This is a genomic window from Streptomyces sp. NPDC037100, assembly GCF_055606225.1.
In genome coordinates this window covers 466,926-491,191 of sequence record NZ_JBVJSX010000001.1, presented here as the reverse complement: position 1 = coordinate 491,191, position 24,266 = coordinate 466,926, and the positions used below count along the sequence as shown (strand labels likewise).

Genomic DNA, 24,266 nt, shown 5'->3' with positions numbered 1-24,266 from the left:
TGAGGGGGCGTCCCCGCCGGTAACCTGAAGCATTCGCTGGAAGCAACTCGCTCCGTCGCCCGTCGTCGTAATGAAGAGAGCACCGTGGCCGCCGACAAGATCGACACCATCGTCAGCCTGAGCAAGCGCCGTGGCTTCGTATTCCCCTGTAGTGAGATCTACGGCGGTCAGCGCGCCGCTTGGGACTACGGCCCGCTGGGTGTCGAGCTCAAGGAGAACCTCAAGCGCCAGTGGTGGCGCTACATGGTGACGTCGCGCGAGGACGTCGTGGGCATCGACTCGTCCGTGATCCTGGCCCCCGAGGTCTGGGTCGCATCCGGTCACGTCGCCACCTTCACGGACCCGCTGACCGAGTGCACCTCCTGCCACAAGCGGTTCCGCGCGGACCACCTGGAGGAGGCCTACGAGGAGAAGAAGGGGCGCGCCCCGGAGAACGGCCTGGCCGACATCAACTGCCCCAACTGCGGCAACAAGGGCCAGTTCACCGAGCCCAAGCAGTTCTCGGGCCTGCTGTCCACCCACCTCGGTCCGACGCAGGACTCCGGCTCCGTCGCCTACCTGCGCCCCGAGACCGCCCAGGGCATCTTCACCAACTTCTCGCAGGTGCAGACCACCTCGCGCCGCAAGCCGCCGTTCGGCATCGCCCAGATGGGCAAGTCCTTCCGCAACGAGATCACGCCCGGCAACTTCATCTTCCGCACCCGCGAGTTCGAGCAGATGGAGATGGAGTTCTTCGTCAAGCCGGGCGAGGACGAGAAGTGGCAGGAGTACTGGATGGAGCAGCGCTGGAACTGGTACACCGGTCTCGGCCTGCGCGAGGAGAACATGCGGTGGTACGAGCACCCGAAGGAGAAGCTCTCCCACTACTCCAAGCGCACCGCCGACATCGAGTACCGCTTCCAGTTCGGCGGCAGTGAGTGGGGCGAGCTCGAGGGCGTCGCCAACCGCACCGACTACGACCTCGGTGCCCACTCCAAGGCCTCCGGCCAGGACCTCACCTACTTCGACCAGGAGGCCGGCGAGCGCTGGACTCCGTACGTCATCGAGCCCGCGGCCGGTGTCGGCCGCGCGATGCTGGCGTTCCTCCTGGACGCCTACATCGAGGACGAGGCCCCCAACGCCAAGGGCAAGATGGAGAAGCGCACCGTGCTGCGCCTCGACCCGCGCCTCGCCCCGGTGAAGGTCGCGGTGCTGCCGCTCTCCCGCAACCCGGAGCTGTCCCCGAAGGCCAAGGGCCTCGCCCAGGCGCTCCGGCAGAACTGGAACATCGAGTTCGACGACGCCGGCGCCATCGGCCGCCGCTACCGCCGTCAGGACGAGATCGGTACGCCGTTCTGCGTGACCGTCGACTTCGACACGCTCGACGACAACGCCGTCACCGTCCGCGAACGCGACTCGATGAAGCAGGAGCGCGTCTCCCTCGACCAGATCGAGGGCTACCTGGCGGCCCGCCTCATCGGCTGCTGATCGCTGCCGGCTGCGTCACGGTGCCGGGTCCCTCCACGGAGGGGCCCGGCACCGCCGCGTTTTCACCGGGCCGGGTCGACGTGGACCTTCAGAGGTCCAGGTCGATGTGAAGGGCGGCGTGGTCCGAGGCGCGGTTCCCCTTCGAGCCCGCGCGGTCTTCGAGGCCACAGGCCGCTTCCACGACCCCTGTTACGCGAGGGAGTGGAAGGAGCCGGGCACCGAAGCCGACTTCGCGGCGGTCGTCGACCTGCTGGTGCAGGGGCTGCGGGCGCCGTAGTCCCCGGCCCGTCAGCGGCCCGAGCCTGCCCCTATGCCGCCGTCGGATCCACGGTGGCCTGGTGGGCCTCCAGCAGATGCTCCTCCGCCTTCAGCCAGGGCAGGAACTGGGCGCCTCGGTGCCAGCCGCAGGTGTCGCATCTGATCGTGCGCTGCACACCCGTCCGGTGCACCCGCACCACATGTTCCCGGCCGTGCTGGTCCCACCGGCTGACCTTGCTCGTGTCGATCTGTGCCATGACGCCTCCCGCGTCGAGAAATCCACCGTCCCGGTCTGCTCGCAGCAAGGAGTGTGCAGTAAGACGGGCATCAACAGGGTTTCCCCGGAAGAGGGTTATCAGGCTGTGAGGGACCTCAGGCGATGGTGCGGGGCAGTCGCAGGACCAGCGGGCCGGTCGGCACGACACCGCCGAGCTGCACCAGCGGAGTCGTGACCAGGGCGTCCCGCATGCCCATCCCCGGGGCCAGGGACGGGAGCAGCGTGCCCAGGGTCGCCACACCGAGGGCCGGCGCCGGCTGCTGGGTGGTGATCATCACGCCGCTGCCGACACCGGCGCGGGCGGGCGGCACTTCGGTACGACCGGATCGGCGACCGGCCGTGAGAGATGCCGTCCGCTCAGACACGGACCTCGGCGGCGTCCCGCACGTGCGCCGACTCCAGCCTCGCGGCGGCCCGTTCGGCCGTGCCCCGGGCCCACCGTCCGTTCGTCACCGCTCCCAGTGCCAGCACCGCGAACCCGCACACCGCGAGGATCCACCACCCGGGCCGCGCCGCGGACACGAACGTGTCCCGGTACGAGGACGCGCCGATGCCCGAGGCGAGCACCGCGCCCACCACCGCGACCCCCAGCGTCTGCCCGAGCTGGCGGCTCGTGGAGGCGACCGCCGCCGCGACGCCCGCCTGGGCGCGTGGCATGCCGGAGACCGCCGTGTCGGTGATGGGCGCGTTGACGAACCCGAAGCCGATACCGAAGAGGACGTAGCCCGCGAAGAGCGTGACGTTCGAGGTCTCCGCCTCGAACGCGGCGAACAGGACACCGCTCGTCGTCATCGCGAAGCCCGCGATCAGCAGGGGCGGGCGGGGACCATGCGTGCCCACCAGGCGGCCCGACAGCGGCGCGCACAGGAAGGTCGGCACGGCCATCGGCAGCATCCACAGGCCCGCCTCCAGGGCGGTCAGACCCCGTACGTTCTGCAGGTACAGCGTCGACAGGAACAGGAAGCCGCCGAGCGCGGCGAACGCGCTGATCGCGATGACCGTCGCCCCACTGAACGGTGCCGAGCGGAAGAAGCGCAGGTCGATCAGCGGTTCCTTGCGGCGCGGCTCGTAGGCGAGCAGTGCCGTCAGGGCGGCGAGGGCGACCACGGCCAGTGGCGCCAGGGACCTGAACGGCGTGCTCGGCGCCTCGATGATCGCGTACGTCAGCGAGCCGAACAGCGCGATCACCAGCACCTGCCCGACGGGATCGGGGCGGCGGGCGCGAGGGGCGCGGGACTCGGGGACGAAGCGCAGGGTGAGCAGCAGGGCCGCCAAGCCCACCGGCAGGTTGATCCAGAAGATGGAGCGCCAGCCGACGGAGTCGACGAGGAGGCCCCCGACCAGCGGGCCCGCGGCCATCGATATGCCGACGACCGCGCCCCAGACGCCGATGGCCCGGGCCCGCTCGCGCGGATCGGTGAAGGTGTTGGTGATGATCGACATGGCCACCGGGTTCAGCATCGAGCCGCCCACCGCCTGCACCATCCGGAACGCCACCAGCGCCTCCAGGTTCGGCGCGAGCGAACACAGCACCGAGCCGGCGGTGAAGACGACCAGACCGGCCATGAAGACCCGCTTGCGGCCGATCCGGTCGGCCGTGGAGCCCGCGAGCATCAGCAGCGAGGCCAGGACGAGGGTGTACGCGTCGATCGTCCACTGCAGACCCGACGTACTGGCGTGCAGGTCCTGCTGCATGGACGGCAGGGCCACGTTAAGGACCGTGTTGTCGAGGCTCACGATCAGCAGGCTCATGCAGCAGATCGCGAGCACCAGCATGCGGCGGCGGGGGCTGAGCTCGGGCATGCGGTCCATCGTAGCCGACTTCGATAGTGTGGCTAACTAATGAATTTTGCCATCTCATTGCACGGCACAATGGAGGCATGTCCACGCCCCTCCAGATCGGCCCGCACACCGTCCGGCCCCCTGTCGTCCTGGCCCCCATGGCCGGGATCACCAACGCGCCCTTCCGCACTCTGTGCAGAGAGTTCAGCGGCGGCAAGGGCCTGTTCGTCAGCGAGATGATCACCACCCGGGCGCTGGTCGAACGCAACGAGAAGACCATGCAGCTGATCCACTTCGACGCGACGGAGACGCCGCGCTCGATCCAGCTGTACGGCGTGGACCCCGCGACCGTCGGCAAGGCCGTCCGCATGATCGCGGAGGAGGACCTCGCCGACCACATCGACCTGAACTTCGGCTGCCCGGTGCCGAAGGTCACACGCAAGGGCGGCGGCTCCGCGCTGCCCTACAAGCGGAACCTGCTGCGGGCCATCCTGCGCGAGGCCGTCAGCGGCGCCGGCGACCTGCCCGTGACGATGAAGATGCGCAAGGGCATCGACGACGACCACATCACCTTCCTCGACGCCGGCCGGATCGCCGTCGAGGAGGGCGTCACCGCCGTCGCCCTGCACGGCCGCACCGCCGCCCAGCACTACGGCGGCACCGCCGACTGGGACGCCATCGCCCGGCTGAAGGAGCACGTGCCGGAGATCCCGGTGCTCGGTAACGGCGACATCTGGTCCGCCGAGGACGCCCTGCGGATGGTGCGCGAGACCGGCTGCGACGGCGTGGTCGTCGGCCGCGGCTGCCTGGGGCGGCCCTGGCTGTTCGCGGACCTGGTCGCCGCCTTCGAGGGCCGCACCGAGGACATCGCCCGCCCCGCCCTGCGCGAGGTCGCCGACGTCATGGTCCGGCACGCCACGCTGCTCGGCGAGTGGATCGGCGACGAGTCCAAGGGCGTCGTCGACTTCCGCAAGCACGTGGCCTGGTACCTGAAGGGCTTCGCGGTCGGCTCCGAGATGCGCAAGCGCCTCGCGATCACCTCGTCCCTCGAGGAGCTGCGCTCCGGCCTGGACGAGCTGGACCTCGACCAGCCCTGGCCGACCGGCGCCGACGGACCCCGGGGCCGCACCTCCGGCAACAACCGCGTGGTGCTGCCGGACGGCTGGCTGAAGGACCCCTACGACTGCGCCGGGGTCGGCGAGGACGCCGAACTCGACACCTCCGGCGGCTGAATCAGCCCTTGGAGGGGTGCGGTGTGGAGCCGAACGCCTTCAGGAAGCGGTCGCGGAAGGAGTCCATCTTCCACACGGGCGCGTCCCGGTCGGGCTTGAGGCCCTCCGTCCAGTTCCAGCCGGCGACCTTGTCCAGGACCTTCGGGTCCTTCGCGACGACCGACACCGGCACGTCCCGGGAGGCCCCGTTCCCGCTGACCCGGGCGATGGGCTGGTGGTCGCCGAGGAAGACCAGCACGGTGTCGTCGGTGCCGTAGCGCTCCAGCCACTGGGTGAGGCTGGAGACCGAGTACTGAATGGACCTGCCGTACTCCTCGCGGGACTTGGTGGTGTCGGTCAGGACGTCCGAGGCCTTGTTGCCGGCCTTCTGGATCGCGTCGAAGACCGAGCCGTCGCCGAGTTCGTCCCAGCCGACCGTCTTCGGGATGGGCGCCCAGGGCTGGTGGCTGGAGGTCAGGATGACGAAGGACATCAGCGGCTTGTCGCGCTTCTTCCCGTGCACCTGACGCTGGAACGCCTCCAGCGCGTACTGGTCGGGCATGGTCGACCAGCTGAACTTCGGGCCCCGGTAGCCCAGGTCCCGCGAGTCGTAGAGCTTGTCGAGGCCGTACCACTTCTCCTCCGGCCAGCCCTTCTGGACGCCCGGCATGACGCCGACCGTGTCCCACGCGCCGGTCTTCTGGAAGGCCTTGGTGAGGGTGAGGTGGTCGCCCGCGCTGACCGTGCGGTAGCGGCGCTGGTTGTCGATCCACAGGCCGGACATGGTCGTGGAGTGGCCGAGCCAGCTGCTGCCTCCGTACGTGGCCGAGGTCAGCCAGCCGCTGCGGGCGGCGAAACCGGCCTTCTCCAGGGCCTTGGTGCTCGTGTCGAGGGTCCGGCCGACGCCCGGCGCCATGATCGGGTCCTCGATGGCGCTGCGGCCGTAGCTCTCGATGAACGTGAAGATCACGTCCTTGCCGCGCAGGTCGGGCAGCAGCTCACCGGGCGGCGTGTTGCCGAAGCTGTCCGCCTTGGACTGCTGCGCGAACGCCGCCTCGTCCCGCAGCGACTCCACCGTCCGTTGCGCGTGCACCTTCAGGGCCCCGGCCCCGCGCTCGGAGGCGATCGGCCCGCCGAACAGCGTCAGGCCCAGGGCGGAGCAGGCGACCCAGACGGTGCCGGCGATCAGGGCGCCCTTGGACGCCCGCACCCGATGGCGTGCCAGCACGTCGGCGAGCCGGATCGACGCCGCGACCATGACGGCCGCCACGAGCAGCACGAGCACCACCGCGCCGACGGCGGCGGCGGTCGCGACGCCCCCGCCGAGCGTGTCCTCGACGTACGCCTGCGCGTCGGGGAGCAGGTCCCAGTCGAGCGCGGCGTTGAAGCCCCGGCCCAGGTACTCGTTGAACCCCATGTCGAGCAGGTTCACCGTGGTCAGGACGGTGAGGCCGAGCCCGTACAGCACCGCCGCCACCAGCCGGGGCCGGCGCGGCAGCGCCAGGACGACGACGGCCCCGAGGACCGCCTCCGCCGGGATCCGCGCGAAGCTGACCGCCATCAGGGCGGGGAGCGTGTTGGGGAGGAGCAGGGCGCCCACGACCAGGGCGGCGGCGAGGACGGTGGTGGCCAGACGGACGGCGCGGGCGGCCCGGGGGTGGCGGGTACGCCAGGTGCGCAGACGAGTGAAGCGGGGTCCGAGGCCGACACGTGAGGCGGCCGGGGCGGGATCGGGCGTGACCGCCTGCGCTCCCTCGTCCTCCCCGCCGTCCCCACCCGCCGCCTTCTCGGCCTCGGCCTCAAAAACGCCGTCGCCCGGCCGCGACGACTCGCTGAAGCGTGTGAAGACAGGCACCCGGAGGTCCTTCCGTACGGAACCGGTGAGGTGGCGGACCCGGGTGGGGGTACGGGTCCGCCACTGTTCCGTACGGGGTGTTCCCCGGGTGTGTTCAGCCCGCCGGGCCAGCGCTGGGCAAACACCCGGCAAACGGCGGGCCAACCGGCCCTCAGACCACCCCGACCGCCGTGAGCAGCGCCAACGGGGCCGACGCCGAACGGGATTCACGCACGCACGCGTGCGGGTACGGCACCGGCTCCGGGTGTGTGTCGCGGCCGTAGCCCGCGAGGACCTCCGGGAGCCGGTGGCCGGTCGCGCTCGCCGCGTCGACCAGGCCGTGGGCGATCGCGCGGGCTTCGTCGTGCAGCCCGTAGCGGGCCAGGCCGAGGGCGATCAGCGCGTTGTCGTGCGGCCAGACCGAGCCGCGGTGGTAGGAGAGCGGGTGGTACGCCGGCTGCCCGGCGGCCAGGGTGCGCACGCCCCAGCCGGAGAAGAAGTCCGCCTCGAGGAGCCGCCGGCCGACGAGTTCGCCGTACTCCTTGTCCAGCAGCCCCGACCACAGCAGGTGCCCGGCGTCGGAGGCCAACGCGTCGACCTGTCGGCCCCGGCCGTCGAGCGCGAGGGCCGGGAAGGAGTGCTCCGGCATCCAGAAATCCCGCTGGAAACGCTCGCGCAGGTCGCCGGCGGCCTGCTCCAGCAGGTGCGCGTACGTGGCGTCCTGCCACACCGTGCGGGCGAGGCCCGCCGTGCGGCGCAGGGCGTCGTAGGCGTAGCCCTGGGCGCCCGCCGCCGTCACCGGCCCGTGCGGACGGGTGCCTTCGGCGGAGCAGATGGCGCCGGGGGAGTCCTTCCAGTTCTGGTTGGCGAGGCCGCCCTGGTCGGCGCGGTAGACGAGGTAGCCGCGCGAGGTCAGGCCGCCGTGGTCGAGCATCCAGGTGATCGCGGCGCGGGCGTGGGGTTCGAGACGGCGGGCCGGGCCGGTGTCGCCGGTGTGCTCGGTGTACGCGCCGAGCAGGACGAGGAAGAGCGGGGTGGCGTCGACCGAGCCGTAGTAGCGGCCGTAGGGGACCTGGCCGAAGTGGGCCAGTTCGCCGTGCCGCACCTCGTGCACGATCTTGCCGGGCTGGGCGATCTCGTCGGCACGGGTTCCGGTGGCCTGGGTCGCGGCGAGCGCGGGCAGCGTGGCGGCGGCCAGACCCGGCCGGTAGGGCAGGGCGAACAGCGAGGTCAGCAGGGCGTCCCGGCCCAGCAGCGTCAGGAACCAGGGGGCGCCGGCGGCCGGGACGCACAGTGCCTCGCCGTCCGGGCCGGTGGCCGGGACCTGGAGGGCGGCGAGGTCGGCGAGACCCCGGGTGCAGGCAGCGGCCAGCTGGGGCCAGCCGGCCGCGAAGGTCACATCCCGGACGAACTCGTCCTCCCGGGCACGCAGTTGCTCCTGGGCGGCGGCGGGTGAGCGGGGCACGCGCAGGGCGCGCAGGTCGCCGTGCGGGCGGGCCATGACCCGCAGGGTCAGCTCGGCCGTGCCGTGCGGTTCGAGGTCCAGGGTCCACGCCAGACGGCGGGCTCCGGTGCCGGTCTCCTCCACGGCGTCCGGCGGGGGGTCGGCGGTCACGGTCGTGACGGACCGCCATTCGCCGCGCCGGTAGGCGAACTCCACGCCGTGTGCGAGCACGTGGCGGGAGCGTACGGCGCCGGCCTTCGTGTAGGTGCGGTGGTCGGAGCGCAGCTCGAACTGGTCGGTGAAGTCGGCGTCGGCGGTGACCGCGAGGCGGACCGTCGTCGGCACCGGACGGTTGCTGGTGACGCGCAGCGACTCCACGAACGAGGAGTCCCCGACGGCCTGCTCGCGGAAGAGCGTGTACGCGGGCGGTTCGTCCCGCCCGCAGCGCGGGACGAGCACGCAGCGCGCGGTGTCCCCGTCGGCCACCGGGGTCAGCGTGTCGGGCACCGCCCCGTCGACGGTGAGCTGCCACCGGCTCAGATGCCGGGCGTCCCGTACGAACATGCCGTCCGGGGCGCTGCCGCCCCGGTAGCCGCTGATGTCGCCGCGGTCGCCGACGGCGGCGAACGTCCGGCCGTGCACGAGCAGATGATGCCGGTCCGTCATCCCCGGTCCCCTTCCGTGATCGCTGTGAGGCCGTTCCTGCCCCGTGCGGGCCGGTCGTGCAGCAGGTCGAGCGTGAGCGCGGCGGTCCAGGAGAAACCGGTGACGCCGCAGGCCTGTGCCGTGTACGGGTCGACGTACTCCGCGAAGCCGGAGGCGCCGGCGGTGTGCAGCATGCCCTTGCGCAGGGCGTCGGCCCGGCCGCGCTCGCCGTGCAGCCGCAGCCCGCGCTCCAGCAGCCAGTTGGTGTTGAACCAGGCCGGGCCGCGCCAGTAGCGGTGCGGGTCGAAGGACTCGCCGAGCAGGTCGTAGCTCGGGACCAGGCGGGTCGTGCCGCCGAGGCCGAAGTGCGGGCCGCAGGCCGTGCGGACCAGGGTGGCCGCGAGGTCGTGCGGCAGGGCGGGGAGCAGCAGGGGCACGAGCCCGGAGACGCCGCGTTCGGGGATCAGCTCCCCGGCGCGCACGTCCCGGCACAGGAACATCCCCGCCGCCGGCTCGAACAGCCGCTCCACGAGCATGGCGGTCAGCCGCTCGGCGCGGCTCAGCCGGGACGGGTCCGCCGCGCCCAGCTCCCGCGCGATCCGTGCCAGGGCGTACTCGGAGGCGATGAGCAGGGCGTTGAACGCCGGGTCCTCGACAGCGAAATCACCCGGGCCGTCCAGGTATCCGCGGTCCCGGTAGTCGGTGGCCAGCCGCACGTACCGCCCGTAGTCCAGATCCGTCGGCCGGTCCTCGGGGGCGCCGTGGTCGAGGTCGGCGCGACGGAAGGAGCGGGCCGGGGCGGGGGTGACGCGGGACAACGGGCGGTCCCAGCAGGGGCTGTTGTCCATACCCTGTTCCCAGGGGTGCACGACGGACACCAGCCCGTCCCCGCCGAGGTCGCGACGCTGCAGGAGGTAGTCGTGCCAGGCGGCCAGCCGGGGGTACGCCCGGGTGAGGAAGCCGCGCGCCCTGGACAGGCCCGGGTCGGCGAGGTGCACCAGCCACGCGGCCAGGGCGTGGACCGGTGGCTGCACGATCCCGGAGGTCTGTACGGTGCGCGGGGCGCCGGCGGTGCGCCCGGCGGTCGAGGAACGCCAGAAGTCGGGGCTCGGGAAGTACGCGTCGAGGGGGACGGAGGGGTTGAAGACGATGTGCGGGACCCGCCCGTCCGCCCATTGGGCCGTCAGCAGCGTCTCCAGTTCCGTCTGCGCCCGTAACGGCGAGAGGTGCCTGAGGCCGATCGCGATGAACGCCGAGTCCCACGACCACTGGTGCGGATACAGGCCGCGCGAGGGCACGGTGGACCGGCCCGTCCAGTTGCCCTCCAGGACCTGTGCGGCCCTGACGTGCAGGGAAGGCGGCGCGGCGGCCGGATCGTATGCGATCTCGCGCCCCGCGGGACGCGTGGTGAGCTGGGCGATGCGATCCACTCGGGGCTCTCCCAAAGACGTACTTCTGACCGGGATCGGCAGGGGCTACCGTAGGGTTACGTCTATTTAACACGCAAAACCCAATATGTAATGCAGGGTTGGGAAACACAAGGGGGTGTACATGACCGGACAGCCCGGGAGAACCGGACGAGGTACGGGTCAGGCGAGCGCCGGCGATCTGCTCGAACTGGTGCGCAGTCGCCGTGCCGTGACCCGGGGTGCGCTGCAGCAGGCGACCGGACTGTCCCGGGCCACCGTCGGGCAGCGGCTGGACCGGCTGTTCCGTGCGGGCTGGCTGCGCGAGGGCGCCGGGGGACCGGTGGACTCGCCGCTGGGCGGGCGACCCTCCATCACCCTGGAGTTCGACGACGAGCACGCGGTGGTCCTGGCCGCCGACCTCGACACCCGGCACGCCCGGGCGGCGGTCCTGTCGCTGAGCGGCGAGATCCTCGCCGAGCACTCCGGCACCCTCGTCGTCGAGCACGGGCCGGACAGCGTCCTCGGTGAGCTCGGCCGCTGGTTCGCCGAGTTGCTGGAGAAGGCGGGGCACGGGGCAGAGGCGGTCTGCGGGGTCGGGCTCGCGGTGCCCGGCCCGGTCGACACCGAGACCGGCCGCGTCGTCCAGCCGCCGATCATGCCCGGCTGGGACGGCTACGACATAAGGGGCCGGCTGTCCCGGGCGCTCACCGAGTACGCGGGCGCCACCGGGGTGCCGGTGCTGGTGGACAACGACGCCAACCTCATGGCGTACGGCGAACAGCGCACCGCCTACCCCGACTGCTCCGCCTTCGTTCTGGTCAAGGTCTCCACCGGCATCGGCGCCGGGGTCGTGGTGGACGGCTCGGTGTTCCGGGGCACCGACGGCGGCGCCGGCGACATCGGGCACATCCGGGTGCCGGAGGGCGCCGGGGCGCTGTGCCGGTGCGGTTCGTACGGCTGTCTGGCCGCCGTCGCGAGCGGCGGCGCCGTGGCCCGGCGGCTGGCGGAAGCGGGGGTGCCGGCGGCCTCCGGCTCGGACGTACGGGATCTGCTGGCGGCCGGACATCCGGAGGCGGTCGGACTCGCCCGGGAGGCCGGGCGCCGCGTCGGGGACGTCCTCGCGACCGTCGTGACACTGCTCAACCCCGGAGTCCTGATGATCGCCGGGGATCTGGCCGGAACTCCCTTCCTGACAGGCGTGCGCGAACTGCTGTACCAGCGGGCGCTGCCCCGCTCCACGGCTCACCTGGACGTCGTGACCGCACGGCTGGGCGAGCGGGCCGCGCTGGTCGGAGCCGGTGCGATGGTCGTGGAGCACCTCTACGCGCCCGAGCGCGCCGAGGAGCGGCTGCGCGCACTCGGGGTGTGACGGCCGCGTTTCGGTTCCGGTGCACGTCCGCATGGTGAAATCCCGGCGCTTGTGGCAGCGTGATTCTCGCCACCCCTGATAAGGGTTGCGCTCAGATGAGCGGATCGTGAGCGGCTGCACTTCTCCAAAGAGTGGCACTGAGTGCCACCCTTTGATCGTTCATCGAGCGAACTCACATGTGCGGAAACTCCGCTCACATGAGCGGTCAGAGGTCTCCAAGGAGGCTCTTGCGTTCAAGAAGTGAAAACATGCGGCTGCGATCGCTTGCTCAGCCTTGACTTTCGATCCGCTGGCGGACGAGTGGTTACAGGCGCATGACGCACAAGTGGACGTACCCAGACGCCTTTGATCTGGGTATGTTCCTGCCCGTCAGGGCAGCCACCGCGTCCTCGAGGAGTCGAGACCCGTGTCGGAAAACAAAGATCTCCCGGTAGCCGAGCAGGCCGCGAGCGTTGAGGGCGTGAAGTTCGTCTATGACTTCACCGAGGGCAACAAGGACCTCAAGGACCTCCTCGGTGGCAAGGGCGCGAACCTCGCCGAGATGACGAACCTGGGCCTTCCGGTCCCGCCCGGGTTCACCATCACCACCGAGGCCTGCAAGGTCTACCTGGACAGCGGCGAGGAACCGGCGGCACTGCGTGACGAGGTGAGCTCCCACCTCGACGCGCTCGAGGCCCGCATGGGCAAGAAGCTCGGCCAGGCCGACGACCCGCTGCTGGTGTCGGTGCGCTCGGGCGCCAAGTTCTCCATGCCCGGCATGATGGACACCGTCCTCAACATCGGCCTCTCCGACAAGTCGGTCCAGGGCCTCGCCAAGCAGGCCGGCGACGACCGGTTCGCCTGGGACTCCTACCGCCGCCTCATCCAGATGTTCGGCAAGACCGTCCTGGGCGTCGACGGCGAGCTCTTCGAGGACGCGCTGGACGCGGCCAAGGCGGCCAAGAAGGTCACGGTCGACACCGAGCTGGAGGCCGCCGACCTCAAGAAGCTCGTCACCAAGTTCAAGAAGATCGTCAAGACGGAGGCCGGCCGGGACTTCCCGCAGGACCCGCGCGAACAGATGGACCTCGCCATCCACGCGGTCTTCGACTCCTGGAACACCGACCGGGCCAAGCTCTACCGCCGCCAGGAGCGCATCCCGCACGACCTGGGCACGGCCGTCAACGTCTGTTCCATGGTCTTCGGCAACCTCGGCCCCGACTCCGGCACCGGTGTCGCCTTCACCCGCGACCCCGCCTCCGGGCACCAGGGCGTCTACGGCGACTACCTGCAGAACGCGCAGGGCGAGGACGTCGTCGCGGGCATCCGCAACACCGTGCCGCTCGCCGAGCTGGAGCAGATCGACAAGAAGTCGTACGACCAGCTGATGCAGATCATGGAGACGCTGGAGAACCACTACAAGGATCTCTGCGACATCGAGTTCACCATCGAGCGCGGTGTGCTCTGGATGCTCCAGACCCGTGTCGGCAAGCGCACCGCGGGCGCGGCCTTCCGCATCGCCACGCAGCTCGTCGACCAGGGCCTGATCGACGAGGCCGAGGCGCTCACCCGCGTCAACGGCGCCCAGCTCGCGCAGCTGATGTTCCCGCGCTTCGACGAGGACGCGAAGGTCCAGCAGGTCGGCCGGGGCATCGCCGCCTCCCCGGGCGCGGCCGTCGGCAAGGCCGTCTTCGACTCCTACACGGCCGTGAAGTGGTCGCGGTCCGGCGAGAAGGTCATCCTGATCCGCCGCGAGACCAACCCCGACGACCTGGACGGCATGATCGCCGCCGAGGGCATCCTGACCTCGCGCGGCGGCAAGACCTCCCACGCGGCCGTGGTCGCGCGCGGCATGGGCAAGACCTGTGTCTGCGGCGCCGAGGAGCTGGAGGTCGACACCAAGCGTCGCCGGATGACCGTGCCGGGCGGGCACGTCGTCGAGGAGGGCGACGTCGTCTCCATCGACGGCTCCTCCGGCAAGGTCTACCTCGGTGAGGTACCCGTCGTTCCGTCGCCGGTCGTGGAGTACTTCGAGGGCCGGATGCACCCGGGCGCCGACGACGCCGACGAGCTGGTCGAGGCCGTCCACCGGATGATGGCCTTCGCCGACCGCAAGCGCCGTCTGCGGGTGCGCGCCAACGCCGACAACGCCGAGGACGCGCTGCGCGCCCGCCGCTTCGGCGCCCAGGGCATCGGCCTGTGCCGCACCGAGCACATGTTCCTCGGTGACCGGCGCGAGCTGGTGGAGCGGCTGATCCTGGCCGACACGGACGCCGAGCGCGAGGAGTCCCTCAAGCAGCTGCTCCCGCTCCAGAAGCAGGACTTCGTGCAGCTCTTCGAGTCGATGGACGGTCTCCCGGTCACCGTCCGTCTGCTCGACCCGCCGCTGCACGAGTTCCTCCCGGACATCACCGAGCTGTCGGTCCGGGTGGCCCTCGCCGAGTCCCGCCAGGAGCCGCACGAGAACGAACTGCGCCTCCTCCAGGCCGTGCACCGCCTGCACGAGCAGAACCCGATGCTGGGTCTGCGCGGCGTGCGCCTCGGCCTGGTCATCCCCGGCCTGTTCACCATGCAGGTCCGGGCCATCGCCGAGGCCGCGGCCGAGCGCAAGGCCGCCAAGGGCGACCCGCGCGCCGAGATCATGATCCCGCTCGTGGGCACGGTCCAGGAGCTGGAGATCGTGCGTGAGGAGGCCGACGCGGTCATCGCTGAGGTCGAGGCGGCCTCGGGCGCGCAGCTGAAGCTGTCCATCGGCACGATGATCGAGCTGCCGCGCGCCGCGCTGACCGCCGGTCAGATCGCCGAGGCGGCGCAGTTCTTCTCCTTCGGCACGAACGACCTGACCCAGACGGTGTGGGGCTTCTCCCGTGACGACGTGGAGGCCTCGTTCTTCACGGCGTACCTGGAGAAGGGCATCTTCGGGGTCTCGCCGTTCGAGACGATCGACAAGGACGGCGTCGGCTCGCTGGTGAAGCTGGCCGCCAAGGCCGGCCGCGAGACCCGCCCCGACCTCAAGCTCGGCGTCTGCGGCGAGCACGGCGGCGACCCGGAGTCGGTCCACTTCTTCCACGAGGTCGGACTCGACTACGTCTCCTGCTCCCCGTTCCGCATCCCGGTGGCCCGCCTGGAAGCGGGCCGGGCGGCGGTCCAGTCCCAGGGCAGCGACCACCGCTAGCACCGTGGCCCGTGCGGGGCCACGCACGAACCCGGAGCCGTCGGCGGTCCCCGACCCTCACCGATCGCGGCGGCTCCGGAGCACGAGAAGAAGGGGCGGCACCTGTGCGGAGGTGCCGCCCCTTCGGCGTCCCGGCCTATCCGGGGAGCCCTTCCCGCAGGCACACGACGGTGCCGGCCCGGGCCGCGGTCACCAGCGCGGTGAGGGTGGGCAACCCGGTCGCCAGCGGCGTCGATTCCAGGTCGGCGAGGGCGAAGAAACCGTGGTGATCGTGCTCCGAGCTGCGCCGGACGGGCTGTCCGGCCGGGAGCCGGCCACCGTGGAAGTAGAAGTCGATCACCGGCCCCGTCTCCAGCACATCGGCCCGGTGGTCGTACCCGAGGAACCGCAGGTCCCCGTCCAGGGCGATGCCGGTCTCCTCGTGCAGCTCCCGGCGCGCGGCCCCGAGGGGGTCCTCACCGTGGTCGAGCATGCCGCCCGGCAGCCCCCATAGCCCCGCGGCGGGCAGGCCCCCCGCGTAGCGCAGCAGCAGGATCCGGTCCTCGGCGTCGAGCAGCAGGACGCAGGACGCGACGATGGTCTGCGGCAGTGTCTTGACCCACTCGGCACGGGGCAGCACACCCGGCGCGTTCGGGACGGGCACGGTCGTGTCCACGGTGGTGTTCCTTCCGTCGGCCGGGCAGCCCGCTGCGAACTGCCCAACCGGTGGAACGGCCGGACCCGCCGATGGTCACCGGCGCGCCGGGTCACGTGTCGCAGGCGACCCCGTCGTCGTCCCGGTCCAGGTGGGACGCGTACCCGGGTTCGCCCCGGTGGATGGGGGCGGCACCGGCGGCCCGGACCTCGCTGCAGTTGCCGTAGAAGACGTCCTGGGAGCCGCCGGAGCCGCCCGAGCCGCCGTCGTCGGAGCCGCCGCCCCCGGCCGGCTGGGCCGTGACCGTGGTGGTGACCTTCACGGTCTTCGTGGCGGTGACGGTGGGGGCGGGCTTCGGCTTCTCGGCGAGCGGGGTGGCGGTGGCCGTGGCGGTGGTCGTCGCGGTGACCGTGACGGTCGGCTGCGGCTTGGCGGACGCGGGCTTCGCGTCGGCGGTGGTCTCCCCACCGCCGCCTATACCGACACCGAGGAACAGGGCCAGCGCGAGCGCGGGCAGTATGTAGCGCTTCCGGGCCCAGCGGGGTGCCGGTCTGCCGGGCTGCGGCATCGGCGGCGCCGGGTACGGACTGTTGTGCGGGCCGGTGTGCGGGTTGGTCATGGTCATCCCCCCAGGGGTCGTACGTGAGGGGATGACCGTAGGACCCTGCGGCCCGGGATGAAGGAAGGGTGACCATTTTGTAATGGCCATGTGAAGGGGGAGGGTGGGGCTACGAGCGGAACGGGCCCGTCACCTCGTAGGTGATGCCGCCCGAGGAGCTGCCGGTGGTGCCGCGCTGGCTCGAGAAGTACAGGCGGGTGCCGTCGGGGGAGAAGGCCGGGCCCGTGATCTCCGAGCTCGACTGGCCGTCGACGCGCAGGAACGAGGCGACGACGTCGTCCGGGGTGATGACGCAGATCTCCATGTTGCCGCCGTCCTCGGCGACGAAGAGGTCCCCGGAGGAGGCGCCGGTGATGTTGTCGACACCGGTGAGCGGGGCCGTGCCGTTGACGAGGGAGTCGTCGTAGGCCAGTTCGTACGTGTTGTTCAGGAGGTTGAGCTGCCAGACGCGGTTGTCGCCCTTGGTGGTGAACCAGACCGTGTCGTTCGCGTAGTGGCAGCCCTCGCCGCCGTTGAAGGACTTCGAGCCGGAGACCTGGGAGCGGGTGGCGGTGGGGGAGCCGTCGGGGTCGGGGATGTCGGTCCAGGTGAAGGAGCCGCTCGTGGCGCTGCCCGCGACCATCACCTGGAGTTTGCCGGAGGACAGGTCGCCCCAGGTCGTCGGGACGAAGCGGTAGAAGCGGCCGTTCGACTCGTCCTCGGTGAGGTAGATGACCTTGCGTACCGGGTCGGCGGCCGCCGCCTCGTGCTTGAAGCGGCCCATCGCCGCGCGCTGCACCGCCGCGTTCGTGCCCCACGGGTCGGTCTCGTAGACGTAGCCGAGGGACACCTCCTCGCAGGACAGCCAGGTGTTCCACGGCGTCTTGCCGCCCGCGCAGTTCTGCCGGGTGTTCGAGAGGACGCGGTACGCGCCGGTGATCGCTCCCGTCGAGGAGAACTTCACCGCGCTCGCGCCGCCCGAGGGGTTGATCTCGGAGTTGGAGACATAGATCCAGCCCGTGCCGTCGGCGTAACAGGCGCCGCCGTCCGGGGCGTTGTGCCAGGTGTACGACGTACTGCCGACGCGCTGGCCGGAGCGGGCGATGACCCGGCTCGTGAAGCCGCTGGGGAGTCGGATGCCGTTGGCGTCGGGGGAGCCCAGCGGCCCGTAGGGGCCGGTGCCGGGCTGGGCCGGGGCCGCGTGCGCGGCGCCGCGCCACAGGGTTCCGCCCAGCGCGGCGGAGGTACCGCCGAGGACGGCCGCGCGCAGGAGGTTACGACGTTCCACTCTCACTCCAAGAGGTGCCGTACCGCCCTGCCGCCGGTCGACGGCAGGGTTGTGCGTGAGGGGAGGCGGAAGGGACGCTAAGCGGACAGAGTTGACGGGGCGTGGACAGCTCGTGGCCGTGGGGCGGCGTGCTGTGTGCCGCCAGTGCCCTGCGCGGGGCGGGCCTCTGCGCGGGTGGGCCTCTGCGCTCGGTGGCCCTCTACGCGGGCAGCGCCGGCGCCTCCAGTCTCGGCCGCCTCGGCCGGTCCCCGCCATGCCCGCCGCTCTCGCCCTGCGTTCGCGCCGCCGGCAGCCGGATCACCACGTCCAGGCCGCCGGTCGCCGCCGCGCGCAGGGCCGCCTCGCCGCCGCTGGCATGGGCGAGGCGCTGCACCAGGGCGAGACCCAGTCCCGTACCGCCCTTGGGCGCGCCCGGGGCACGCCAGAAACGGTCGAAGGCGCGGGTCCGCTGCTCCTCCGTCATGCCCGGGCCCTCGTCGGTGACGTGCAGGTCGACCCAGCGGGGCCTGCTGTCGCGCAACGCCCGCCGGGGCGGGGCCTGCAGCCGCAGCTCGATCGTGACGGTGCTGCCCGCCGGGGACGCCCGCAGGGCGTTGGACAGCAGGTTGTCCATGATCTGCTCGACGGCCCCCGGCACCGCGAGCACCGGCCCCACGCTCCCCGCGAAGAGCACGAGGGAGACGCCCTCCCGCGCGAACAGGGGCTGCCACGTCCGGTGCCGCTCCGCGCAGACCGCGCCCAGGTCGACGGTGGCGGGAATGACGGCGTGTTCCTCCAGCCGGGCCATGGCCAGCAGGTGCTCGACCATCCGGGCCAGCCGGTCCGTCTCCGTGACGGCGGCGGTGAGACTGCCCCGGGCCCGGGCGGCGATGTCCGGCTCCAGGTTCTCCAGGCGCAGCCGCAGCGCCGCCAGGGGTGTCTTCAGTTGGTGCGAGGCCTCGCCGGCGAACGCCCGCTGGGACGCCAGCAGATGGGCGAGCCGGGCGGCGGTGTGGTTGAACGCGGCGGCCAGACTGCGGACTTCCGGAGGTCCCTTCGTGATCGTCACCGGTGCGAACCGTCCACCGTCGGCCAAGTCGTGCGTCGCCTGCTCCAGTTCGCGGATGGGGCGGCCCGCCCAGCGGGCGAACGCGAACCCGACCACGGCGACCGCCGTCAGCACGGCCAGTCCGCCCAGCGCCAGCAGCAGCCACACATGGTGGACCCGCTCGTGCACGGTCCGGGTGGGCACCGTCAGCCACACCGCGCCGGTCGGCTGCGCCTCCTGGCCGACCGGAGCCGCCACGGACAGATACTCCACCCCGCCGATCGTGGAGGTACGGACGTCCACCGTCGACGTGCCCCGCAGCGCGGCCGCGATGCCCGGCCGCTCGGCCAGGTCGCCGGAGACCCCGGCGTCCACCGGGTGCGAGGTGGCGAGCGGTGCGCCCGAGGCGTCGACGATCACCACCTTCCCGCCGATGCGCTCCGCGCAGTGCGCCACCCGCGTGGGCAGGTCCCGCTCGGCCCGCCCCGCCGCGAGGGACAGCGCGGCGTACGCGGAGACCGACTCGGCCTCGTCCTTCGCCGCGTTGACGACTCTCTCCCGCTCGCCGCGCGAGTAGACGAAGCCCAGCGGGATCTCCAGGCAGAGCAGCACCAACGCCGCGAGGCTGAGGTAGCTGAGCAGCAGCCGGCGGGTCACGGAGAGGCCACCTGCGCGGTGGGACCCGTGTGCACCGACAGCCGGAAACCGACGCCCCGCAGCGTCCTGATCCACGCAGGGTGCCCCAACTTGCGGCGCAGCGCGGCCACATGGACGTCCAGGGTCTTGGTCGGGCCGTCGTAGTGCGGGTCCCAGACGCGGTCGAGGATCTGCTGCCGTGAGTAGACCGCGCCCGGGTCCTCGCTGAGCAGCGCCAGCAGGTCGAACTCCTTGGGCGTGAGCAGGACGGGGGCGTCACCGACCCAGACCTGGCGGGTACGGCGGTCCACGACCAGCGGTCCCGGGTCGTGCGGCGGGTCGGGGGCGGGGTCGTACGAGGTGGTCGCGGGGGGGTCGTAGGACAGCGCCGGGGCCGGCTCGTGGGCGGGCGCCGGAGCCGGCTCGTACGGCGGCGGCTCCGGGGTGCCCCGTGTGCCCGGGGCCTCGTGGAACGCCTGGGGGGTGCGCTGTGTGCGGCGGGTCACGGCACGGACCCGGGCGACCAGTTCACGCACGCTGAAAGGTTTCGCCAGGTAGTCGTCGGCGCCCAGCTCCAGGCCCAGGACGCGGTCGGCCTCCTCACCGCGTGCGCTGAGGATGACGATGGGCACGTCGGAGACCTGCCGGATGCCGCGGCAGACGTCGATGCCGTCCATGTCCGGCAGCCCCAGGTCGAGCAGGACGACGTCGTTGTACGGGCCTCTCAGGCCGTCCGTCCCGGTGGCGACGTGGTCGACCGTCAGCCCGAAGTGGCCGAGCCCTTCGGTGAGCGGCTCGGCGATCGTCTCGTCGTCTTCGATGAGCAGCACTCGTAGGCCCATACGTCCTGTCTCTCCGTGAAACCGGCATGAATCCGGGCAGCGTCAATTCGCATTCCCTGCCGCGGAGTTCACACGCTACAAGAAGACGCCGTATATGGGAATGAGGGCAAAGAATGTTCAATTGCTGTCCGGGCTCTGTACTTTGCTTAACCTTCCTCTGTAGGTAGGCCGTCTACGGTGGGGTGCATCGGATGAACACCCAGCTCAGGAGAGTGCGTTGAAGGATTTGCTGGATCGTGCCCGCGCGTTCAGGACGCGCGTCGATTTCGACAGCGGCGAATTTCGGAAACTGGCTGAAGGGCAATATCCGGAGGCGCTGTTCATTACCTGCTCGGACTCGCGTGTCATACCCGCGATGATCACGGGTGCGCGACCCGGGGAGATATTCGAGCTTCGGAACGCGGGAAATATCGTGCCGCCCTACGGACGGCCCGGGGCCTGTGGAGAGGCGGCCACCATCGAGTACGCACTGGAGGTGCTCGGGGTTCAGGACATCGTGGTGTGCGGTCACTCACACTGCGGTGCGATGGGGGCGCTGAAGTCCGGCGACGACCTGTCGGCACTGCCCGGCGTGGACGCCTGGCTGCGCATCGCCCGCCCCGAGCTGACCTCCGTGCTGGAGAGCGCGCCGGACGACCCGTCCCTGCCGGAGGTCTCCCAGAGCAACGTCGTCAACCAGCTGGCGGCACTGCGGAGTTACCCCGTGGTGCGGCAACGCGTCGACTCGGGCCGGCTCCGGCTGCACGGCTGGTACTACGAGGTCGACACCGGCTTCGTGTACGAACTCGGCGACGACGGCGACTTCCGGGTGCACGCCGCGTGAGCGGGGCGCATGCGCGGGGGCGGACCTGGCAAGGCCCGGGGGGCGGGCGCTACGCAGGGCCGTCGGGCGGCGAGGGCGGCCGACAGGGGGGCGGGCCGCCACCGGGGGGCGACGCCGAGTGGGGGACCGGTTCCGTGGGGGGTTCGGGGGGCTGGTCGGGTGGGGGTCCGGCCGGGGGCACGGGGAATTGGTCGGGTGGGGATCCGGCGGGGGACATGGGGAGTTGGTCGGGTGGGGGTCCGGCCGGGGCTTCGGGGAATTGGTCGGACGCCGGCCCGGTGGGGGATGCGGGGGCCTGGTCGGATGGGGGTCGGGCGGGGGACACGGGTGGCTGGTCGGGCGGCTGGTCGGGTGGCTGGTCAGGGAGCGGATCAGGGGGACTCTCGGACCGCGGGCCGGGCGGAGGTCTTCCGGGCCGCCCGGATACCTCGGGCCGCACGGATGCCCCGCGGCGCTCGAATACCCCCGGCGGGCCGGGCCTCTCGGGCGTCGGTGCGCTCGGTGGGCTGATCCGTGGTCTGGTCAGTGGAGCCAAGGGAGGTGGAGCCAAGGGAGGTGGAGCCAAGGGCGGTGGAGGCAAGGGCGGAGCCGGTGGGGGCAAGGGCGGAGCGAGGGGGGACCTCGTCACCGACATCACCGCCTCCCTCGTCGTCTTCCTCGTCGCCCTGCCGCTGTGCATCGGTGTCGCCGTCGCCTCCGGCGTTCCCGCCGAACTCGGGATCATCTCCGGGGTGATCGGCGGCCTGGTCGTCGGCGCGGTCCGGGGCAGCACGCTCCAGGTCAGCGGCCCGGCCGCGGGGCTCGCCGCGCTGGTCGCGGAGACCGTCGCCGAGGTCGGCGTGGCCATGCTCGGCGTGATCGTATTGTTCGCCGGCCTCCTCCAGATCGTCCTGGGACTGGTGCGCCTCGGCCGGATGTTCCAGGCCATCTCCGTCGCCGTCGTCCAGGGCATGCTCGCCGGCATCGGCGTACCGCTGATGTTCAGCCAGGCCTACCCGATGGCCGACGCCAAGGCCCCCGGCACCCCGATCGAGAACATGGCCGGCATCCCCGGGCTGCTGGCCGGCGTCCTCACCGACCCGCAGGCGATGATCGCCACCCTGCTCGGCGTCGTCACGATCGTGCTCAGCTTCGTCTGGAAGAAGGTGCCCGGACCGGCCGGGAAGATCCCCGCCGCCCTGGTCGCCGTGGGCATCGGCGTGCTCGTCGCCGCGCTGCCCGGCGTGGACGTGAAGACGCTTCAGGTGGGCAACCTCCTCGACTCGGTGGAGGTGCCGGGGGCCGAGCAGTTCGCGGGACTGGCCGACGGGACGATCATCACCGCCATCCTCACCTTCACGGTGATCGCGTCCGCGGAGAGCCTCTTCACGGCCGCCGCCGTGGACCGGATGCACAGCGGTCCGCGCACCCGCTACAACACCGAGCTGATCGCGCAGGGCGCCGGCAACACCGTCGCGGGGCTCCTCGGCGCGCTCCCCATCACCGCGGTGGTGGCGCGCAGTTCGGCCAACGTCCAGGCCGGTGCCAAGACGCGGCTCTCGCGCACCCTGCACGGCCTGTGGCTGCTCGCGTTCGCGCTGCTGCTGCCGCAGGTGCTCGCGCTGATCCCGATCTCCGTGCTGGCCGGCGTCCTCGTGCACAGCGGCTGGAAGCTCTTCGGGCCCGCCGAGTTCCCGAAGATGTGGCGGCAGGACCGGGGCGAGTTCGCGGTGATGACGCTGACCATGCTGGTCATCGTGGCGACGGCGCTGCTGGAGGGCGTGCTGTTCGGTCTCGCCGCGGGGATCGTGCTGGCCGCGCTGCGCATGTCGCAGACCGTGGTCCGCCAGCACGTCGAGCAGGACACGGCGAAGGTCGTCATGGCGGGCAACGCCACGTTCCTGCGGCTGCCGAAGGTGATCGACGCGCTGGAGGCGGCCGCCGCGTCGGGGAAGCCGCGGATCCGGCTCGACCTGACCGGCGTGACCCACCTGGACCACGCCTGCCGCCAGCAGGTCGAGGAGTTCACCGCCCAGCAGCGGGGGCTGGGGCTGCGGGTGGAGCTGCTGATGCCGGGGGAGGCGAAGCAGGCCGGTGCCGCGCCGCCCGCCTTCGAGGGCCCGGCGACGGCGCCGCTGCCCAGGCGTCCGGTCACCGCCGCCGAGGAGGTCGCGGCGGAACCACCGCCCTGGCCCCCGGCGGACGCCGAGTGGTTCTATCTCGACACGCGGCCCCTCCCGGAGGAGCACGCGCGCTCACCCCTCGTGGGCTGACCCGTCCGTGGGGGACATGCCGAGGTGGCGTGCACGCCCGAGCAGGCGTGCACGCCACCGCGTTCGTGCCGGGGGCCGGATCAGCCGCAGCTGCCCGAGATCCACCGGTGGGAGCGGACCTTGTACGTGCCGGCCAGGTTGCCGCCGTGCTGCTGACGGGTGCAGCCGACGCGGTCGGAGTAGTTGGCGCCCCGGTAGTAGGCGACACCGGTGGAGCTGCTGGTGCCGGCGTTCCACACCGACTTCACGTTGGTCGTGGCGGCCCAGGAACACCTGACGGCACCGCTCTGCCAGTCGGGGTCGGCCACGTCCCACGCGCACTTGCTGCCGGTGAAGTTGGCTCCGGTCCAGAAGCAGATGTGCCCGGACGCGCAGTCCACCGCGGCGGGCGCGGCCGGGGCCGCCGACGCGGAGCTCGGCACGGCCAGGGCGGTGACGGCGGCGGCGCTGACGGTGAGAACCGCGAGCAGCGAGTTCGTACGAGAGTGCCGGCGTACGGAAAGGCGCATGAGCCTGGTCTCCTCGGAGGTCGGGGACGGTGGAGCGGACGGCCCGACGCTGGCAAGGCAGGACCGGGCCGGGCAAGGACGCGGGGGCCGTCTGGGATGCCGGGACGGCGTCCCGGCGCCTGCCTGGCGCGTTCCTGAACCGTTGGGACGGCCATGGGACGCCTTTGGTGGCACAGTGTCGGCACGAGACGCCCGACCAGCGTCCGTTGGGGATTCCCGAGGGGGGAATGGCGTTGTCCGCATGCCCTGAAACGGAGCGGTTCGCCGCGCTGTTGCGTTCACTCAAGAGCCGGTCCGGACTGAGTTACGAGGCCCTCGCAAGGAAGTCAGGCCTGGCGGGCTCGACCCTGCACCGCTACTGCCGTGGTACGTCGGTGCCGCAGGACTACGGCAGCGTGCACCGGCTGGCCACGGTCTGCGGCGCGACCCCGGCCGAACTGCGCACCCTGCACCGCCTGTGGGCCCTGGCCGACGCGGCGCGGGCCGCCGCCGCGGCCGGTGCCGGTGCCGGTGCGGGTGCGGGTGCCGGTATCGGTGCCGGTCCCGCGGCCGGTGTCGGCTCCACGGCCGGTGCCGGTGCCGGAGCCGGTGACAGCTCCGGTGCCGGTGCCGGTGCCGGTGTCGGCTCCGCGGCCGGTGCGGAGGAAGAGGAGGACAACCGAGTTGAATCCGAGGCCGCGGGGCGGGCAGGCGCCACGGATTCGGCCTCGGGCCGGGGCGCCGGGCCTGGCACGGATTCGGCCTTGGGCCGGGGCGCCGAGACCGCTACGGATTCGGCCCCGGGTCGGGTTGCCGGGCCCGCCAACG

General features: G+C 71.8%; 18 protein-coding genes and 2 pseudogenes. 8 read left to right on the top strand and 12 right to left on the bottom strand.

What is annotated here, in order from left to right; genetic code table 11:
• Nucleotides 1-84: 84 nt before the first annotated feature.
• The gene (locus ACZ7EG_RS02250; RefSeq protein ID WP_471070967.1) at nt 85-1,467 is read left to right on the top strand and encodes a glycine--tRNA ligase; all 1,383 of its coding nucleotides are present in this window, start codon (nt 85-87) and stop codon (nt 1,465-1,467) included.
• Nucleotides 1,468-1,606: 139 nt separating this feature from the next.
• Nucleotides 1,607-1,744 (top strand): annotated as a pseudogene (locus ACZ7EG_RS02245) (TetR/AcrR family transcriptional regulator); the annotation flags it as partial.
• A 31-nt stretch (nt 1,745-1,775) separates the two neighbouring features.
• Here the strand turns inward: ACZ7EG_RS02245 and ACZ7EG_RS02240 are convergent.
• From ACZ7EG_RS02240 to ACZ7EG_RS02230, 3 genes and pseudogenes are all read right to left on the bottom strand, one after another.
• Nucleotides 1,776-1,982 carry a hypothetical protein gene (locus ACZ7EG_RS02240; RefSeq protein ID WP_104780685.1) on the bottom strand — a complete coding sequence of 69 codons (207 nt, stop codon included), beginning with the start codon at nt 1,980-1,982 and terminating at the stop codon, nt 1,776-1,778.
• A 115-nt stretch (nt 1,983-2,097) separates the two neighbouring features.
• A pseudogene (locus tag ACZ7EG_RS02235) lies at nt 2,098-2,319 on the bottom strand (MFS transporter); the annotation flags it as partial.
• A 40-nt stretch (nt 2,320-2,359) separates the two neighbouring features.
• A complete protein-coding gene (locus ACZ7EG_RS02230; protein ID WP_471070963.1) occupies nt 2,360-3,805 on the bottom strand; it encodes an MFS transporter in 1,446 nt (481 codons plus the stop codon).
• Between the two features lie 77 nt (nt 3,806-3,882).
• Between ACZ7EG_RS02230 and dusB the strand changes: the two genes are divergently transcribed.
• The gene (gene dusB / locus ACZ7EG_RS02225) at nt 3,883-5,016 is read left to right on the top strand and encodes a tRNA dihydrouridine synthase DusB (RefSeq protein ID WP_471070960.1); all 1,134 of its coding nucleotides are present in this window, start codon (nt 3,883-3,885) and stop codon (nt 5,014-5,016) included.
• Between the two features lies 1 nt (nt 5,017).
• Here dusB and ACZ7EG_RS02220 read toward each other — a convergent pair whose 3' ends face one another.
• The 3 genes from ACZ7EG_RS02220 to ACZ7EG_RS02210 all read right to left on the bottom strand — a co-directional run bounded on the left by ACZ7EG_RS02220 (nt 5,018) and on the right by ACZ7EG_RS02210 (nt 10,348).
• Entirely contained in the window at nt 5,018-6,850 is a 1,833-nt protein-coding gene (locus ACZ7EG_RS02220; protein ID WP_471070957.1) for a sulfatase-like hydrolase/transferase, read from the bottom strand.
• A 151-nt stretch (nt 6,851-7,001) separates the two neighbouring features.
• Nucleotides 7,002-8,939: an amylo-alpha-1,6-glucosidase gene (locus ACZ7EG_RS02215; RefSeq protein WP_471070954.1), complete on the bottom strand. Its 1,938-nt coding sequence runs from the start codon at nt 8,937-8,939 to the stop codon at nt 7,002-7,004.
• Nucleotides 8,936-10,348, bottom strand: a complete 1,413-nt coding sequence (locus ACZ7EG_RS02210) for an MGH1-like glycoside hydrolase domain-containing protein (protein ID WP_471070951.1) — start codon at nt 10,346-10,348, stop codon at nt 8,936-8,938. The genes ACZ7EG_RS02215 and ACZ7EG_RS02210 overlap by 4 nt, the downstream gene beginning before the upstream one ends.
• 121 nt (nt 10,349-10,469) lie before the next feature.
• Here ACZ7EG_RS02210 and ACZ7EG_RS02205 point away from each other — a divergent pair, with 121 nt between their 5' ends.
• On the top strand, nt 10,470-11,696 hold the full coding sequence (locus ACZ7EG_RS02205; protein WP_471070948.1) for an ROK family transcriptional regulator: 1,227 nt from the start codon (nt 10,470-10,472) through the stop codon (nt 11,694-11,696).
• Between the two features lie 406 nt (nt 11,697-12,102).
• Nucleotides 12,103-14,850, top strand: a complete 2,748-nt coding sequence (gene ppdK / locus ACZ7EG_RS02200; protein ID WP_471070945.1) for a pyruvate, phosphate dikinase — start codon at nt 12,103-12,105, stop codon at nt 14,848-14,850.
• A gap of 136 nt (nt 14,851-14,986) precedes the next feature.
• On the opposite strand, the gene ACZ7EG_RS02195 is transcribed toward ppdK, so the two are convergent.
• The 5 genes from ACZ7EG_RS02195 to ACZ7EG_RS02175 all read right to left on the bottom strand — a co-directional run bounded on the left by ACZ7EG_RS02195 (nt 14,987) and on the right by ACZ7EG_RS02175 (nt 19,875).
• Nucleotides 14,987-15,505: an NUDIX hydrolase gene (locus ACZ7EG_RS02195; RefSeq protein ID WP_471070942.1), complete on the bottom strand. Its 519-nt coding sequence runs from the start codon at nt 15,503-15,505 to the stop codon at nt 14,987-14,989.
• Between the two features lie 91 nt (nt 15,506-15,596).
• A complete protein-coding gene (locus ACZ7EG_RS02190) occupies nt 15,597-16,103 on the bottom strand; it encodes an excalibur calcium-binding domain-containing protein (protein ID WP_471070939.1) in 507 nt (168 codons plus the stop codon).
• Between the two features lie 109 nt (nt 16,104-16,212).
• On the bottom strand, nt 16,213-17,370 hold the full coding sequence (locus ACZ7EG_RS02185; RefSeq protein ID WP_471070936.1) for an alkaline phosphatase PhoX: 1,158 nt from the start codon (nt 17,368-17,370) through the stop codon (nt 16,213-16,215).
• 199 nt (nt 17,371-17,569) lie between these two features.
• Nucleotides 17,570-19,054, bottom strand: a complete 1,485-nt coding sequence (locus ACZ7EG_RS02180) for a sensor histidine kinase (protein WP_471070933.1) — start codon at nt 19,052-19,054, stop codon at nt 17,570-17,572.
• A complete protein-coding gene (locus ACZ7EG_RS02175) occupies nt 19,051-19,875 on the bottom strand; it encodes a response regulator transcription factor (protein ID WP_471070930.1) in 825 nt (274 codons plus the stop codon). The genes ACZ7EG_RS02180 and ACZ7EG_RS02175 overlap by 4 nt, the downstream gene beginning before the upstream one ends.
• Before the next feature lie 217 nt (nt 19,876-20,092).
• On the opposite strand from ACZ7EG_RS02175, the gene ACZ7EG_RS02170 reads away from it, so the two are divergent.
• Nucleotides 20,093-20,698 (top strand): carbonic anhydrase, encoded by a 606-nt coding sequence (locus tag ACZ7EG_RS02170; protein ID WP_471070927.1) that lies wholly within the window; start codon nt 20,093-20,095, stop codon nt 20,696-20,698.
• A 632-nt stretch (nt 20,699-21,330) separates the two neighbouring features.
• Nucleotides 21,331-22,950 carry a SulP family inorganic anion transporter gene (locus ACZ7EG_RS02165; protein WP_471072435.1) on the top strand — a complete coding sequence of 540 codons (1,620 nt, stop codon included), beginning with the start codon at nt 21,331-21,333 and terminating at the stop codon, nt 22,948-22,950.
• An 80-nt stretch (nt 22,951-23,030) separates the two neighbouring features.
• Here the strand turns inward: ACZ7EG_RS02165 and ACZ7EG_RS02160 are convergent, their stop codons facing one another.
• A complete protein-coding gene (locus ACZ7EG_RS02160) occupies nt 23,031-23,459 on the bottom strand; it encodes a peptidase inhibitor family I36 protein (protein ID WP_221759049.1) in 429 nt (142 codons plus the stop codon).
• Nucleotides 23,460-23,692: 233 nt separating this feature from the next.
• Between ACZ7EG_RS02160 and ACZ7EG_RS02155 the strand changes: the two genes are divergently transcribed.
• The coding region (locus ACZ7EG_RS02155; protein WP_471070924.1) for a helix-turn-helix domain-containing protein at nt 23,693-24,266 on the top strand (574 nt) is incomplete at its 3' end.

What these genes read in the sequence shown, in the direction of transcription:
- ACZ7EG_RS02240 (WP_104780685.1), bottom strand. Translation starts at nt 1,982, where the DNA reads ATGGCACAGATCGACACGAGCAAGGTCAGCCGGTGGGACCAGCACGGC.
- ACZ7EG_RS02230 (WP_471070963.1), bottom strand. Translation starts at nt 3,805, where the DNA reads ATGCCCGAGCTCAGCCCCCGCCGCCGCATGCTGGTGCTCGCGATCTGC.
- dusB (WP_471070960.1), top strand. Translation starts at nt 3,883, where the DNA reads ATGTCCACGCCCCTCCAGATCGGCCCGCACACCGTCCGGCCCCCTGTC.
- ACZ7EG_RS02215 (WP_471070954.1), bottom strand. Translation starts at nt 8,939, where the DNA reads ATGACGGACCGGCATCATCTGCTCGTGCACGGCCGGACGTTCGCCGCC.
- ACZ7EG_RS02205 (WP_471070948.1), top strand. Translation starts at nt 10,470, where the DNA reads ATGACCGGACAGCCCGGGAGAACCGGACGAGGTACGGGTCAGGCGAGC.
- ACZ7EG_RS02190 (WP_471070939.1), bottom strand. Translation starts at nt 16,103, where the DNA reads ATGACCAACCCGCACACCGGCCCGCACAACAGTCCGTACCCGGCGCCG.
- ACZ7EG_RS02175 (WP_471070930.1), bottom strand. Translation starts at nt 19,875, where the DNA reads ATGGGCCTACGAGTGCTGCTCATCGAAGACGACGAGACGATCGCCGAG.
- ACZ7EG_RS02160 (WP_221759049.1), bottom strand. Translation starts at nt 23,459, where the DNA reads ATGCGCCTTTCCGTACGCCGGCACTCTCGTACGAACTCGCTGCTCGCG.